Origin of the sequence: Actinomadura montaniterrae (genome assembly GCF_008923365.1) — a bacterium.
GTDB lineage: Bacteria > Actinomycetota > Actinomycetes > Streptosporangiales > Streptosporangiaceae > Spirillospora > Spirillospora montaniterrae.
Window position 1 is genome coordinate 82,083 of sequence record NZ_WBMR01000010.1, and the last position, 15,245, is coordinate 97,327.

Annotated in this window: 11 protein-coding genes and 1 rRNA gene; 6 read left to right on the forward strand and 6 right to left on the reverse strand. The window is 72.9% G+C overall.

Features of this window, described 5'->3' with window-relative positions; all coding sequences use genetic code 11:
• The 3 genes from F9B16_RS06125 to F9B16_RS06135 all read right to left on the reverse strand — a co-directional run bounded on the left by F9B16_RS06125 (position 1) and on the right by F9B16_RS06135 (position 6,110).
• Complete coding sequence (locus F9B16_RS06125) at positions 1 to 1,029, reverse strand: urease accessory protein UreH domain-containing protein (RefSeq protein ID WP_151538884.1); 1,029 nt, start codon at positions 1,027 to 1,029, stop codon at positions 1 to 3.
• Between the two features lie 97 nt (positions 1,030 to 1,126).
• Positions 1,127 to 1,786, reverse strand: a complete 660-nt coding sequence (locus F9B16_RS06130; protein WP_151538886.1) for a response regulator — start codon at positions 1,784 to 1,786, stop codon at positions 1,127 to 1,129.
• Positions 1,787 to 1,874: 88 nt separating this feature from the next.
• Complete coding sequence (locus tag F9B16_RS06135) at positions 1,875 to 6,110, reverse strand: HAMP domain-containing protein (RefSeq protein WP_225991404.1); 4,236 nt, start codon at positions 6,108 to 6,110, stop codon at positions 1,875 to 1,877.
• A 323-nt stretch (positions 6,111 to 6,433) separates the two neighbouring features.
• Between F9B16_RS06135 and F9B16_RS06140 the strand changes: the two genes are divergently transcribed.
• The 3 genes from F9B16_RS06140 (at position 6,434) to F9B16_RS06150 (ending at position 9,527) form a co-directional block, all read left to right on the forward strand.
• Complete coding sequence (locus F9B16_RS06140) at positions 6,434 to 8,707, forward strand: SpoIIE family protein phosphatase (RefSeq protein ID WP_151538889.1); 2,274 nt, start codon at positions 6,434 to 6,436, stop codon at positions 8,705 to 8,707.
• Between the two features lie 31 nt (positions 8,708 to 8,738).
• Positions 8,739 to 9,077 (forward strand): STAS domain-containing protein, encoded by a 339-nt coding sequence (locus tag F9B16_RS06145; RefSeq protein WP_151538891.1) that lies wholly within the window; start codon positions 8,739 to 8,741, stop codon positions 9,075 to 9,077.
• Between the two features lie 81 nt (positions 9,078 to 9,158).
• Positions 9,159 to 9,527: an ATP-binding protein gene (locus tag F9B16_RS06150; RefSeq protein WP_067469847.1), complete on the forward strand. Its 369-nt coding sequence runs from the start codon at positions 9,159 to 9,161 to the stop codon at positions 9,525 to 9,527.
• 114 nt (positions 9,528 to 9,641) lie between these two features.
• Here the strand turns inward: F9B16_RS06150 and F9B16_RS06155 are convergent, their stop codons facing one another.
• Positions 9,642 to 10,991 carry a class II 3-deoxy-7-phosphoheptulonate synthase gene (locus F9B16_RS06155; RefSeq protein ID WP_151538893.1) on the reverse strand — a complete coding sequence of 450 codons (1,350 nt, stop codon included), beginning with the start codon at positions 10,989 to 10,991 and terminating at the stop codon, positions 9,642 to 9,644.
• A 191-nt stretch (positions 10,992 to 11,182) separates the two neighbouring features.
• Positions 11,183 to 12,202 carry a sigma-70 family RNA polymerase sigma factor gene (locus F9B16_RS06160; RefSeq protein WP_151538895.1) on the reverse strand — a complete coding sequence of 340 codons (1,020 nt, stop codon included), beginning with the start codon at positions 12,200 to 12,202 and terminating at the stop codon, positions 11,183 to 11,185.
• A 131-nt stretch (positions 12,203 to 12,333) separates the two neighbouring features.
• Here F9B16_RS06160 and trxA point away from each other — a divergent pair, with 131 nt between their 5' ends.
• Together trxA and F9B16_RS06170 are read left to right on the forward strand one after the other, a co-directional pair.
• Positions 12,334 to 12,687, forward strand: coding sequence for a thioredoxin (gene trxA / locus F9B16_RS06165; RefSeq protein ID WP_151538897.1), 354 nt, complete (start codon positions 12,334 to 12,336; stop codon positions 12,685 to 12,687).
• Positions 12,688 to 12,837: 150 nt separating this feature from the next.
• Entirely contained in the window at positions 12,838 to 13,677 is an 840-nt protein-coding gene (locus F9B16_RS06170; protein ID WP_151538899.1) for a putative RNA methyltransferase, read from the forward strand.
• Here the strand turns inward: F9B16_RS06170 and F9B16_RS06175 are convergent.
• Positions 13,615 to 14,388: a nitroreductase family protein gene (locus tag F9B16_RS06175; RefSeq protein ID WP_225991405.1), complete on the reverse strand. Its 774-nt coding sequence runs from the start codon at positions 14,386 to 14,388 to the stop codon at positions 13,615 to 13,617. The two genes, F9B16_RS06170 and F9B16_RS06175, sit on opposite strands and share 63 nt — an antisense overlap.
• A 789-nt stretch (positions 14,389 to 15,177) precedes the next feature.
• Between F9B16_RS06175 and F9B16_RS06180 the strand changes: the two genes are divergently transcribed.
• Positions 15,178 to 15,245 (forward strand): 16S ribosomal RNA (locus F9B16_RS06180); the annotation flags it as partial.

Genomic DNA, 15,245 nt, shown 5'->3' on the forward strand with positions numbered 1-15,245 from the left:
CTACCGGAACGTGACGGCCCCGGGGAAGTGGCCGGACGCGCACATGAACGGCATCCGGCCCGGCCCCGGGGCGCCCAGGTCGACGCGGGTCTCGCCCGTCGCGGGCAGGTACACGTCCTTGTCGCGGCTCGGGATGGTGAACACCCGCATGTGCCCTGAGGTGTGCCGAGTCCGCAGGACGAGGACGGTGTGGACACGGGCCCGCGCAGTGAGCAGCGCGGGCCGGTAGCCCTGGTTCAGCGCCCAGATCGTCACGACCTGGGTGCCGGACGCGTCCGTCCGGACGAACCGGGCCGAGTCGGCCGCGGCGGTCGCCCCGCCGCCGGACGGGAGCCAGCCGCCGAGTCGCAGCCCCGACAGCAGCGTCCAGCCGGACACCGCGAGCAGCGCCACGGCGAGCAGCGCGGTCAGCCGCCCCCGCAGCAGCGCCATCGTCCGCCCGACGGTGACGCCGATGAGCCCGAACAGTGGCGCCGTCCCGAGCACGAACGCGGCCATCACCACCGCGCCGCCGACCGCGGAACGCGACGTGACGGCCAGCAGCTCCGCCGACAGCGTCAGCCCGCACGGCACCAGCACCGTCGCCGCGCCCAGCAGCACGGGCCGCCCGGACCGTCCGGCTCGGGGCGGATGGCAGCCCTCCCCGCCGTCGCCCGGCTCGGACTCGGACGAGGACGCTCCGTCCCGTCTCAGCAGGCGGCGCACCGGCCGGAAACCCAGCAGATCGAGGGCGAACAGCGCCAGCACCGCGGCGGCCGCCGCCAGCAGGGTCCCGCGGACGCGAGGCCCCGGCTGCACCGCGCCGCCCACCAGCCCGAGCAGCGCGCCCAGCGCCGCATGCGAGGCCAGCTTCGCCGCCAGGAACACCGACACCTGCCGGACCGGACGCGTCCCCGCCTGACCGGAACCGGCGCCCGCCGCACCGCCCACCGCGCCCGTCAGCAGGCCGAACTGCGTCGCCGCGCACGTGGTGCCGCCCGCCAGCAGGCCCGCCCCGGCGCCCGCGAGGAACAGCCCCGCGACGTCCACGGCCCACCTCCCGGCGGGACCATCCCCGGCGCGGCAGGGCGCAAAGCGTCACTGACCGGACACGGCCAGTCGATCACCCCGGAGCCGGGGCGGCGGCTCAGCCGCCGGGCCGCAGCGCCTCGCGCAGCGCCGTCAGGCGCCGCTCCAGCTCGTCGTACTCGCCGCGCAGCGCCGGCGGCAGATGCTTCCCGACGGTCTCGGCCTGTTCGGACACCGCCGCCAGATGCTCGGCGACCTGCGGGTCGTCGGACCGCGGGGCCTCCGCCGCGTCATCGGAGCGCCCGGCGTCCCGCGCCTTCAGCAGCGTCGACTGCTCGCGCAGCAGCGCGGCCTGCTCCCGCAGCAGCGCCGTCTGGTCGCGCAGCTGCTTGTTCTTGGTGTGCAGCTCCACGAACACCGACACCTTCGCGCGCAGCACCCACGGGTCGAACGGCTTGGAGATGAAGTCGACCGCGCCCGCCGCGTACCCGCGGAACGCGTAGTCGGGATCGCTGTTCACCGCCGTCAGGAAGATGATCGGCAGGTCGCGGGTCTTCTTGCGGCGCTTGATGTCGCGCGCCGTCTCGAACCCGTCCATCCCCGGCATGACGACGTCCAGCAGGATGACCGCGTACTCGTCGGTGAGCAGCGCCTTCAGCGCCTCCTCGCCGGACCGCGCCCGGACCAGGTCCTGATCGAGCGAACTGAGGATGGCCTCCAGCGCGATCAGGTTCTCCTCGCGGTCGTCCACGAGCAGGATCTTCGCCTTGTCGTCCACGCGTCGTCTCTCCGATTCCGGTCCGGCCTCCCGCCGCGAAGCCACGCCCATGCCCACGGCGACCCTACCTGCCAGGCGACTCCTCTCCTCAGCGGACGATGGAGGGTTGCAGCCAGTTCCTCATGACGTCAAGGAGATGATCCACGTCGACGGGCTTCGGCACGTAGTCCGACGCGCCCGATTCGAGGCTCTTCTCGCGGTCCCCCTTCATCACCTTCGCGGTGATCACGATGATGGGCAGCTCGGCGAACTGCGGCATCTGCCGGATCGCCGCCGTCGTCGCGTAGCCGTCCAGGCCGGGCATCATCACGTCCATCAGCACGATCGCCACGTCCGGGTTGCGGTGCAGCAGGTCGATCCCCGCCTGCCCGTCCTCGGCGTACAGGACCTCCATCCCGTAGCCCTCCAGGACGGACGTCAGCGCGAACACGTTGCGGACGTCGTCGTCGACGATCAGCACCTTGCGGCCCGACAGCACCGTGTCGACGAAGTCCGCGGGCGGCTCCGCCAGCATCCCGTTCAGCGCGGGCTCGGGCCGGCCCTGGCCCTCGGACGGGGGCCGCTGGTCGGCCGGCAGCCCGTTCTCCCGGCCGGACGCCGCGCGCGCGGCGCCGCCGTCCGCGGAAGCGCCCGCCGGCAGCGCGGGCACGGCCTCCGCCGGGCCGTCCGCCTCCTCGGCCGCCGCGGACCGCCGCCGCCCCTCGGTCTCGCTGTACTGGGCCGGCAGGTACAGCGTGAACACGCTGCCGCGGCCCGGCTGGCTCTCCGCCTGGATCTCCCCGCCCAGCAGCCGCGCGATGTTCCGGCTGATCGACAGGCCCAGCCCGGTGCCGCCGTAGCGGCGGCTGGTCGTCCCGTCGGCCTGCTGGAACGGCTCGAAGATCTCCTGCAGCTTGTCGGCGCTCACCCCGATGCCGGTGTCGATCACCCGGAACGCGATGACGTCCGGGGTGTTCCACAGCGCAGGCAGCGTGAAGTCGATGTCCCCGGCCCGCTCGATCACCAGCCGGACCTCGCCCTCCGCGGTGAACTTCACCGCGTTCGACAGCAGGTTCCGCAGCACCTGCTGCAGCCGCTGCTCGTCGGTGTTCAGCGTCGGCGGGACGTCCGGCGCGACCTCCACCCCGAAGTGCAGGCCCTTGTCCACCGACAGCGGCCGGAACGTGGCGTCCACGTAGTCCACCAGCGCCGGCACCGACAGCCGCTGCGGGTGCGCCTCCATCTTCCCGGCCTCCACCTTGGCCAGGTCCAGGATGTCGTTGATCAGCTCCAGCAGGTCGGTGCCGGACTCGTGGATCGTCCGCGCGAACTCCACCTGCTTGTCGGTGAGGTTGCCGCCCTGGTTCTCCGACAGCAGCTTCGCCAGCACCAGCAGGCTGTTCAGCGGCGTCCGCAGCTCGTGCGACATGTTCGCCAGGAACTCCGACTTGTACCGCGAGGAGATCGCCAGCTGCTCGGCGCGCTCCTCCAGCGTCCGCCGCGCCTGCTCGATCTGGAAGTTCTGGATCTCGATCGCGCGGTTCTGCTGGGCCAGCAGCGCCGCCTTCTCCTCCAGCTCGGTGTTGGAGTGCCGCAGCTCGCCCTGCTGGCGCTGCAGCTCGTCGGAGCGCTCCTGCAGCTCCTGCGCGAGCCGCTGCGACTCGCCGAGCAGCGCCTCGGTCCGGGTGTTGGCGCGGATCGCGTTCAGCGTCACCCCGATCGTCTCGATCAGCTGGCTGAAGAACGCCAGGTGGACGTCCGTGAACCGGCCGAACGAGGCCAGCTCGATCGCGCCGAGCACCTCGTCCTCGAACACGATCGGCAGCACGATGATGTTCACCGGCGACGACTCGCCCAGCCCCGACCCGATCCGGACGTAGTCGGCGGGCGCGTCGTTGATCAGCAGCGGCCGGCGCTCCTGCGCGGCCTGCCCGACGAGCCCCTCGCCGAGCGCGAACCGGACGGTCCCGATCCGGCTGCGCCGCGTCCCGTACCCGGCGATCAGCACCAGCTCGGTCTCCTCGCCGCCCTCGGCCAGGTAGAACGCGCCGTACTGGGCGCTCGCCGTCGGCGTCAGCTCCCGCATGATCAGCTCGGCGACCTGCATCAGGTCCCGGTGCCCCTGCATGAGCCCGCCGATCCGGGCCAGGTTGGTCTTCAGCCAGTCCTGCTCCTCGTTCGCGCGGGTCGTCTCGCGCAGGGTGGCGACCATCAGGTTGACGTTGTCGGACAGCTCCGCGACCTCGCCGCGCGCCTCCACGGTGATCGTCCGGGTCAGGTCGCCGGTGGCGACCGCGCTGGCCACCGCGCCGATCGCGCGGACCTGCGTGGTGAGGTTGCGGGCCAGCTCGTTGACGCTCTCGGTCAGCCGCTTCCAGGTGCCGGAGACGCCCTCGACCTCGGCCTGCCCGCCGAGCCGGCCCTCGCTGCCGACCTCGCGGGCGACGCGGGTCACCTCGGACGCGAACGACGACAGCGTGTCCACCATCGTGTTCAGCGTCGTCTTCAGCTCCAGGATCTCGCCCTGCGCGTCGACGTCGATGCGGCGGGTCAGGTCGCCGTGCGCGACCGCCGTCGCGACCTGCGCGATGTTGCGGACCTGGTAGGTCAGGTTGGACGCCATGCCGTTGACGTTGTCGGTCAGGTCCTTCCACATGCCGCCCGCGCCGGGCACGTGCGCCTGGCCGCCGAGGCGGCCCTCCGTGCCGACCTCGCGGGCGACGCGGCTGACCTCGTCCGCGAACGCCGACAGCGTGTCGACCATCGTGTTCAGGGTGTCCTTGAGCTGCAGGATCTCGCCCTGCGCGTCCACCTCGATCTTGCGGGTCAGGTCGCCCTGCGCGACCGCCGTGGTGACCTGCGCGATCCCGCGGACCTGCACCGTCAGGTTGTTCGCCATCGAGTTGACGTTGTCGGTCAGGTTCTTCCAGACCCCGCTGACGCCCTGCACGTTCGCCTGGCCGCCCAGGCGCCCTTCGGTGCCGACTTCGCGGGCGACGCGGGTGACCTCGTCGGCGAAGGCCGAGAGGGTGTCGACCATCGTGTTGACGGTGTCCTTGAGTTCGAGGATCTCGCCTTGCGCGTCGACGGTGATCTTCTTGCCGAGGTCGCCCTCGGCGACCGCGGTGGTGACCTGCGCGATGTTGCGGACCTGGTAGGTCAGGTTGGACGCCATGCCGTTGACGTTGTTGGTCAAGTCGCGCCACACGCCGCCCGCGCCGGGCACGTTGGCCTGGCCGCCGAGGCGTCCTTCGGTGCCGACTTCGCGGGCGACGCGGGTGACCTCGTCGGCGAAGGCCGAGAGGGTGTCGACCATCGTGTTGACGGTGTCCTTGAGTTCGAGGATCTCGCCTTGCGCGTCGACGGTGATCTTCTTGCCGAGGTCGCCCTCGGCGACGGCCGTGGTGACCTGCGCGATGTTGCGCACCTGGTACGTCAGGTTGTTCGCCATCGCGTTGACGTTGTCGGTCAGGTTCTTCCAGACGCCGCTGACGCCCCGCACGTTCGCCTGCCCGCCGAGGCGGCCCTCGGTGCCGACCTCGCGGGCCACACGGGTGACCTCGTCGGCGAACGCCGACAGCTGGTCCACCATCTGGTTCACGGTCAGCTTCAGCTCCTGAAGCTCACCGGTCGCCTCGACCGTGACCTTGCGGGTCAGGTCGCCCTGCGCCACCGCCGTCGTGACCTCCGCGATGTCGCGGACCTGCGACGTCAGCCGCGCCGCCATCACGTTCACCGACGCCGTCACGTCCCGCCACCGGCCCGTCATGCCGCGCGACGGGGCCTGGCCGCCGAGCCGGCCCTCCGTGCCGACCTCCCGGGCGAACTGCGTGACCTCCCAGGTGAACTGGTCCAGCAGCTCGACCATGCCGTTCACCGACTTGGCCATCCGCAGCAGCTCGCCGCGCATGGGCCGGCCGCGCACCCGCAGCTCCACCCGCTGGCTCAGGTCGCCGGCCGCCACCGCCTCCACCACCCGGTGCATCCCGGTGGCCAGGTCGGTCAGCTTGTCGATGATCGCGTTCGAGTCCTCCACGGCCGACGCCCACGACCCGCGCAGGGTCCCCGGCGTCAGCCGCCCGCGCAGCTGCCCCTCGCGGCCGATCTCGCGCCGCACCCGGGCCAGCCCCGACGCGACCTCGTGGCCGTTCTGCCGGATCTCGTCCAGGATCGCCGCGGCCTCCGCCACGGCGCCCTCGCCGGGCACGTCCAGCTCGGCGCCCGTCCGGCCGTCCCGGACGGCGGTCAGCGCCTTCAGCAGCGGCGCCAGATCGGCGTCGCTGTAACGCGGAGTGGTGTCGCGAGACCCGCCCGCGGGGCGGGCACGGGACGCTGTACGCGGCATGTTCTTCATCCTCCTGGCCCGCGGTCGCCGGGGTGCCCGACGCGGCGGGCCGGTCTGTCCGGACCGCCTCCCGGCCGCATCTGTACTCTACGTTGCCGCCCGTTCCGGGACCCGAATCGCTCGCTCACGGGTGACACGCGGCATAGGTCGTGGATCGGGGCCCGTAGTCTTCGTGTTACGGTCTGTCGTGTTGTGGCGGAGGGGCGCACACCGAGGTCAGAGGCATTGCGCGGCCCCGGTTCGGCACTCTCGTGGCCCTGGGGCCGCACGGTCTGCCACGATGGCCAGGCCCGGGTAATCAGGCTTCGAACGAGGGACGGCAGTTGGATCGGCAGACGGCGTCGGCGACCTTCCCGTCCGCCGCCGCGGCGGTGGCGGACGCGCGCCGCTTCGTCCGGAAGGTGCTCGCCGACTGGGGCATGGAGGAGGCCGCCGACGACGCGGTGCTCGCCACCAGCGAGCTGGCCACCAACGCGGTCGCCTACGCGGGCACGTCCTTCGAGGTGTCCTGCCGCCTGGAGGGCGGCGACATCGAGATCGAGGTCCGCGACCGCCACCCCACCCGCGGGATCGAGATGCCGGGCGTCACCGCCTCCAGCGGCCGCGGGCTGCCGTCGATCGCCCGCCTGGCCGCCTCGTGGGGCGTCTCCTACGACCGCCGCACCAAGGGCGTGTGGTTCCGGCTTCCCCGTCCCGGCGCCGACGAGGACGGGACGCAGCCGGGCTCGTCCGCCGACGAGGCCGCCGAGGCGGAACCGGCCCACGGCCGCGCCCGCGCGGAGCGCGCCGCCCGCGGCTTCGCCGACCTGGACACCGCCGCCGAGAGCGGGCCGGAGGGCGCCGTCCCCGGCGCCCAGCCCCGCGACGACCGGCTCGGCGGCGAGCGCCTCGACGCCGACGGCATGGGCGAGACGCCCGCCGCCGGCGACCGGCTGCTGCGCTCCCCGGCCGCGGTGGAGGCCATGGACGACGCCGTCGCGGCCGTCCGCGAGGTCCTCGGCGCCGACGGCGCCGCCGTCCTGCTCACCGAGCGCGACGGCCGCCTGATCATGGGCGCGTCCGGCGGCACCGCCGCGGAGATGCCGCTCGGCGGCCTCACGGTGGGCGGCCTCGCCCCCGCCGTCCGCGCCGGGTCGCCCTGGGTGGCCCCCGACGCCTCCGATCCGGCCGCCGCCGCCCTGCGGGCGGGCTCGCTGGCCGCCGCGCCCCTGGAGTCGCAGGGCCGCCTCACGGGCCTGCTCGTCGCCGTGACCTCGGCCCCCGGCCGGTTCGAGGAGGCCGACGGCGCCCGCCTCGGCCGCCTCGCCGACGAGATCTCGCTGTCCCTGGAGAAGGCCAGGGTCGGGGAGCTGGAACGGTCCTGGCGCGGCTGGCTCAGCTTCGTCGCCGAGGCCAGCGACCTGCTCGCCGGCACCCTCGACCAGGAGCGGACGATGGCGCTGGTCGCCCAGCTCGTCGTGCCCCGCCTCGCCACCTGGTGCGCCGTCTACACCGTCACCGAGGCCGAGCCGGCGCGGCTCGCCTACGTCTGGCACGCCGACGAGACCCGCGCCGACGGCCTGCGCGACCTGCTCGACCAGGCCCGCTCCGCCCCGCCGATGGACGCCCCCGGCCCGTGGAACGGCCTCGCCGGCGCCCCGGAGGAGACCCGCGCCGCCGCCGGCGACACCGCCGACGACCAGGTCTACGCGTTCCCGCTGATCGCCCGGGGCCGCCGCATCGGCAGCATCGTCATCGGCCGCCCCGCCGGCGACCGGTTCCAGCGCAGCGCCATCGAGCTGGCCGAGGAGCTCAGCCGCCGCGCCGCCCTCGCCGTCGACAACGCCCGCCTGTTCTCCGCCCAGACCGCCATGAGCAGCGCGCTGCAGCGCAGCCTGCTCCCGCCCGGCATCCCGGAGATCCCCGGCCTGGAGGTCGCGGTCGTCTACGAGCCGGCGGGGGAGGGCAGCGAGGTCGGCGGCGACTTCTACGACGTCTTCGAGTCCGGCGTCCGGCCCGGCGCCCCGCGGTCCGCGTCCCGCTGGCGCTTCGCGATCGGCGACGTGTGCGGCACCGGGCCGGAGGCCGCCGCCGTCACCGGCCTGGCCCGGCACGCGCTGCGCATCCTGGCCGCCGAGGACATGTCGGTGCCGGGCGTGCTCGCCCGCCTCAACCGGCTGATCCTCGGCGAGGGCGAGCGCGGCCGGCTGCTCACCCTGCTGCACGGCGAGATCGCGGCGCGCCGCCGCCGCGACGGCGTCACGATCAGGCTGACCAGCGCCGGGCACCCGCCCCCGCTGGTGCTCGACCCGGAGGGCGGCGTCCGCGAGGCCGCCACGCCCCAGCCGCTGCTCGGCGTGTTCGACGGCGTGGAGTTCCACACCGACACCCTCGAGCTGCGGCGCGGCGAGGTCCTGCTGTGCGTGACCGACGGCGTCACCGAGCGGCGCTCGGGCAACCGGCTGCTCGGCGACGGCCACGGGCTGGAGCGGCTGCTGGCCGGCTGCACCGGGCTGAGCGCCGGGGCCGTCGCCGCCCGCATCCAGCGCGCGGTGCGCGACTTCGGCCCCGAACCCTCGAACGACGACGTTGCCCTCATCGTTCTGCGGGCGTCATGATGGAGACCAACAATCGGTAAGGTGGGGTGGCGTGGGGCTTGCCTTGCACACGACACGACAGGAAGGCCGCGCGACGATCGCCGCGCGCGGCTCCATCGATCTGCACTCCTCCGACGAGCTGCGGGCCCGGCTTGCGGAGCTCGTGGACGCCGGTGAGCGCGTCGTCGTGGTCGACCTCACCGCCGTCGACTTCTGCGACTCCTCCGGCCTCAACGTCCTCGTCCGCGCCTACAAGCACGCGCGGGCGCAGAACGCCACGCTGACCGTCACCGGCGCCTACGGCCGGGTCGAGAACGTGCTGCGCACCACCGGCCTCGACCGGTTCCTGATCGAGGGGCCGGCGGAGGAGGCGCCCGCCGATGGACGCTGACACGCGGTCGCCCGCACGGCGGCCGGACGGGACGGGACGGCACACGATGCGGAACGGCGAGCGGGCGGAGTGACCGACCCCATGACGGAGACCACGCTGCGCGCGGCGCCCCAGACGGAGGCCGTCGAGTACGCGCGCCGCCTCGCCGCCCGCACCATGCGCACCTGGGCGCTGATGGAGCGCGAGGAGCTCGTCACCGCGATCGTCGCCGAGCTGGTCGCCAACGCCGTCCGGCACGCGGGGACGGCGCTGGAGCTGCGCCTGCTGCGCGGCACCGGGCGCGTCCGCGTCGAGGTCCGCGACCGCGCCGCGCAGCTGCCCCGGCTGACCGTTCCCGGCCCCCTCGACGAGTCGCACCGCGGCCTGTTCATCGTCGACCGGTTCGCCACCTCGTGGGGCGCCGACCCGGTCACCGGCGGCAAGGTCGTCTGGGCCGAGGTCAGCATCTGACCCGGCGTCCCCGCCGATCCCGAACGCGTTCGCCGCACCGCCCGCCGGCCGTGCCCGGAGACGGGAACGGCGCGCCCGCACGCGGAGGCGGGGCGCGCCGTGTCCGGCGTCTCGTCAGGACGACTTGCGGTACAGCTCCGCGACCATGAACGCCAGGTCCAGCGACTGGCCGCGGTTGAGCCGCGGGTCGCAGGCCGTCTCGTACCGCTGGTGGAGATCGTCCTCCGCCAGCCCGTGACCGCCGCCGGTGCACTCGGTCACGTCGTCGCCGGTGAACTCGATGTGGATGCCGCCCGGGTGCGTGCCGAGCGCCCGGTGCACCTCGAAGAACCCGGCGACCTCGTCGAGGACGTCGTCCAGCCGCCGCGTCTTGTGCCCGCTCGGCGCCTCGTAGGTGTTGCCGTGCATCGGGTCGCAGATCCACGCGACCGGGGCGCCGCTCTGGTGCACCTTCTCGATCAGCGGCGGCAGCGCGTCCCGGATCCGGCCCGCGCCCATCCGGGTGATGAACGTCAGCCGGCCCGGCTCCCGCTCCGGGTTCAGCCGGTCGATCAGCGCCAGCGCGTCGTCGGCGGTGGTCGTCGGCCCGAGCTTCACCCCGATCGGGTTGCGGATGTGCCGCAGGAACTCCACGTGCGCCCCGTCCAGCTGCCGGGTCCGCTCACCGATCCACAGGAAGTGCCCCGAGACGTCGTAGGGCAGGCCGCTGAGGTGGTCGATGCGGGTCAGCGCCCGCTCGTACTCCAGCAGCAGCGCCTCGTGGCTGGAGTAGAACTCCACGCTGTGGAACTCGTCCGGGCTCACCCCGCACGCCTTCATGAACGTCAGCGCCCGGTCGATCTCCCCGGCGAGCTGCTCGTACCGGCGGCCGGACGGGCTCGTCGCCACGAAGTCCTGGTTCCAGGCGTGCACCTGCCGCAGGTCGGCGTAGCCGCCCTTGGTGAACGCCCGGCACAGGTTCAGCGTCACCGCCGAGCAGTGGTAGGCGCGCAGCAGCCGGTGCGGGTCGTTGCGGCGGGACGCGGCGTCGAACGCGAAGCCGTTCACCGCGTCGCCCCGGTAGGCGGGCAGCTCCACGCCGCCGCGCACCTCCGACGGCTTCGAGCGCGGCTTGGCGAACTGCCCCGCCATCCGGCCGATCTTCACCACCGGCACGCTGGCGGCATAGGTGAGCACCACCGCCATCTGCAGCAGCGTCTTGAGCTTGTTCTTGACCGCGTCGGCGTTCGATCCCTCGAACGTCTCGGCGCAGTCGCCGCCCTGCAGGACGAACGCCTCGCCGCGCGCGACGTCCGCGAGCCGGGCCTTGAGCTGGTCGCACTCGCCGGCGAAGACGAGTGGCGGCTGCGCGGCGAGTTCGGCGGCGACGGCGCGGACCTCGGCCGCGTCGTCCCAGTCGGGCTGCTGCAGTGCGGGGAGGTCGCGCCAGGCGTCGAGCGCCCCCGAGACGCTGGAAGTACTCACGCGGAAAGGCTATAGGGCGTCGCGCGCGCTTGATGCCCCGTCCGGGCCCGCCGGTCGTTCTGCGGTGCTTCGTCCCCCACGGGGACGGTGCGGGCCGTCACCGGCGCCCGGCAGAACGCCGGCCGGACGGCCACGGAGGCCGCCCGGCCGGCGGATCACGCACGATGTTCGGTTTTCCAACCGGAAACGCTTCAGGCCGCGCGGCTCCCCGCGCCGGCCCGCACGCGCTCCTCCGCCGCGTGCGGCGCGTGCGGCGCGCCCGCCAGGGCACGGCGCCCGCTCAGGTCGGTCTCGGTCGCCAGCTGCCGCAGCCGCCGCAGCGAGCGGTCGGTGATCTGCCGCACTCGGTTGTGGCTCAGGCCGTACCGGGCGCCGATCTGCGCGTAGGACAGCGGCTGGCCGTTGTCCATCCCGAACCGGGCCCGCAGGATCGCCGACTCCCGCTCGGGCAGCCGGTCCAGCAGCCGGCCGAGGCCCTCCAGGTCGTCCAGCGCCAGGATCTCCGCCTCGGGCGTCACCGCCTCCGGGTCCTCCAGCAGGTCGCCCATCGGCGTCTCGCCGGCGTCGTCGACGGTCGCGTCCAGGCTCGCCGGGTCGCGCCGCCAGCGCAGCAGCTCGTCGACGTGCTCCGGTTCCGCGCCCAGCGACCCGGCGAGCTCCTCGCGGGTCGGTTCGCGGCCGAGTTCGCGGCCGAGCTGCCGCTCGGCGCGCCGCAGCCGGGAAAGCTCCTCCTCCACGTGGACGGGCAGCCGGATCGTGCGGGCCGTGTGGCTGAGCCCGCGCCCGATCGCCTGCCTGATCCACCACGTCGCGTACGTGGAGAACTTGAAGCCGCGCCGGTAGTCGAACTTCTCCACCGCGCGCATCAGCCCCAGGTTCCCCTCCTGAATGAGGTCTATGAGGGGCAACGAGTCGGTCGGGTACTTCCGGGCGATCGAGACGACCAGCCGCAGGTTGGCCTCGACGAAACGCTGCTTGGCGCGCAGCCCCGCCGCGACCAGGTCCTCCAGCTCCTCGCGGGACGCGCCCGCGGGCGTGCGTCCCTCCTCGAGCAGCTGTTCGGCGTACAGGCCCCCTTCGATCGCCTTGGCCAGATCGACCTCCTCCTGCGCGTCGAGCAGGGGAGTACGGCCGATCCGGTCGAGGTACGCTCCGACAAGATCCTTGTCGGTGACGTCGACCCTGTCGCCCTTGGTACGGGTTGCAGCCATCCTGACCCTTCTCCGGTGCGATCTCCCTATGAGGTCAACGCTAATTACCGTCCTGTGATTCCCGGGTGGGGAATACTGCGAGGCTGGCAGCCGCTCTACCGTCCTGATACCCCGGCAGAGGAGAAACCGACATGGCGACCGTCACACTCACCGCCGAGAACTTCGACGAGGTGGCCCAAGGCGACGGCATCGTGCTGGTCGACTTCTGGGCGGAGTGGTGCGGCCCGTGCAAGCGGTTCGCGCCCGTCTTCGAGAAGTCCGCGGGCAAGCACGCCGACATCGTTTTCGGCAAGGTCGACACCGAGGCCCAGCCGGAGCTGTCCGAGCGTTTCGGGATCGCCTCGATCCCCACGCTGATGGCCATCCGCGACGGAGTGATCGTCTTCGCGGAGCCGGGCGCGCTGCCCGAGTCCGTGCTGGAGAACGTGATCGAGCAGGTCCGGGCCCTGGACATGGAGGACGTCCGCCGCCGCGCCGAGACCTGATCCTCCGGAACGCCCCGCCGCCCGGGTGCGCGGGACCGGCCGACGCCGGGGTTGCGGGCAAGGGACGCCCAGTCGTCACGGGCGCGGCAGGATGGCAAAGATGCGGCCCGCGCCGCCCGCCGCGGCCCGCCGATGGACGATGATGGACGGATGCTCGCCGATGTCGTCCCGTACCTGGTGTGCCCCGTCTGCGGAGGGGATCTGGCGTTGGCGGAGCGGGGCCTGCTCTGCCCGTCCGGGCACACGTTCGACATCGCGCGGCAGGGCTACGCGAACCTGCTGCCCGGCAACGCGCGGCCCGGCACGGCGGACACGCCCGAAATGGTGCGCGCCCGCGCCGGGTTCCTCGGTGCCGGCCATTTCGACGCGCTCGCCGCACGCCTCGCCGCGAGCGTCGCCCGTTCCGTGAACGGACGCTGCCTGGTCCTGGACGCCGGTGCCGGCACCGGCCATTACCTCGCCCGCGTCCTGGACCGGGCACCGGACGCGGCGGGCCTCGCCCTGGACATCTCCAAGCACGCCGCCCGCCGAGCCGCGAAGGCGCATCCACGCGCCGGCGCGGTGGTCGCGGACCTGTGGCGCCCCCTTCCGGTGCGCGACGGCGCCGCGGCGACGGTCGTGAACGTTTTCGCTCCGCGCAACGCCGCCGAGTTCCACCGCGTCCTGAGCCCTGACGGGCTGCTCTTCACGGTGACGCCGTCGCCCCGGCACCTCGGCACGCTGGTGGAGTCGCTCGGGCTGCTGTCGATCGACGAGCGCAAGACCGAGCGCATGGACGCCGCCCTGTCCGGCTACTTCAAGTTCGATTCGCGGCAGCAGATCGAGGGCGAGGCCGTCCTCACCCATGAGGAGGCCGCCACGCTCGTGGGGATGGGACCGAGCGCGCACCACGTGCCGGCGGAACGCCTATGGGAACGGCTCAGGCCGCTACCGGATCCGCTGCCAGTTCCGCTTTCCTTCGTGCTGTCGGTCTACCGCCGGCTCGAATAGCCGGCCACGAGGGCGCACAGGGGCCTGCTGAGCGAGTTCGAGCAACGCCTGCGGGATCTCACCGGGCGTGGTCACTTCCCGCACGCTGGGGACGTCCGCCGCCTCGAAGGTGAACGAGGCCGACACCGAACGGGCGGTGCCGCTGAGCAGCACCCGCTGGAGCGCCTGCCCGGCGCGAAGCCACTCGGTACGGCCGTCTCCCGTGGTGGTCAGGACGGCGCGTTGCACGGCCCCGTCCGCAGCCGTGGGGAGAGGGTGAAGTGCGGCCCCCTCCAGCCGTGCCGCTTCACGGAGTTCGTTGAGGACGTGCGCGGAGGGACGCTCACCCGATGGGTGGGCCGTGGCGGACAACGGGCGCAGCGTCGCCGCGCAGAGCAGCCGCTCCTCCCGCGTCACCCGGTGCCGTCCCGCGAGGCGGACGGTGGCGAGGAGCGCCGGGCGTCCCGCGTCGGGCAGCAGCCGGACCACGGCCTCGTGCCCGAGCTGGGCGGCGGTCAGCCGCAGGTTCACCAGCGCGGCCCCGCTCGCGAGGTGCAGGGCCCGGCCCGCGGGATCGCGCAGCCGCCTGAACCGGTCCGGATCGGCGTGCAGCTCGATGAGGCCCGCGACGACCTTGAATCGCCAGGCGTGCACGTCATGGACCGTCGGTCCCATCGTCGCGGCGACCACCAGGCGCTCCGCCGACGCGCGGACCGTTGCGGGGACACTCACGGGCGTTCCTCCTCACCTCGGCCGGCATCGGGGACCGGCCGAACCGGGGACCGGCCGCCGCCTCACCGGAACACCGGCGGGCGAGCGACTCGGGACTGCGAACGGTACCGCACTGTGACCCGGTCCACTAAGGGTGTGAAAAGGGAGGTCAACGGGCCCCGCGGTGCTGCCCGGACGCGGGTGCGGGGCGGGACCGGAGCGCCCCGATTTGACGGTCCCGTGGGCGGGTCCTAATGTCTCTCTCGCCCCGAGGGATGCGGGACGCCGAGAGGCGGACGGCCCCGGGGAACCAGGACTCGGAAAACGGCTCGGGCGCCGCCCGCGCTGATGTACGATGACTGGGTCAGCCCGAGACGGGATGCAGGACGCCGCAAGGTGGCCGGCCCGGAGGGCACCTCCCGATGAACGATCACGACAGACCTTCGGGCTGTCCGCGGTCGTGACGCGCGGAGAACCGGGAACTTCCTCGACGTCGAAAAGATCTTCGCCGATCGGCTTGACACCGAAGAAGAACCTGGTAAGTTAATAGGGTTGCCCCGGAGCGGGGCTCGCGGAAGCGGGTCCGGCGCGGTGGGTGTCCGTTTCTTGAGAACTCAACAGCGTGTTAAAAGCCAGTGCCTTTATCGACTCGGCCGGTTTCGGTCGGGTCGCCCCGTGGCCATCCCTGTTTTCGGGGGTGGTGGGGATTTCTTTGAGGCAAAGCGATCCTCGTTGAGGATTGCGTTGCTGAGATTTTCTTCTGAGGTTTGGCTGCTTCGGGGTTCGCCCCCTGGGGTGGTCGTTTGGACCTTGATGGAGAGTTTGATCCTGGCTCAGGACGAACGCTGGCGGCGTGCTTAACACATGCAAGTCGAGCG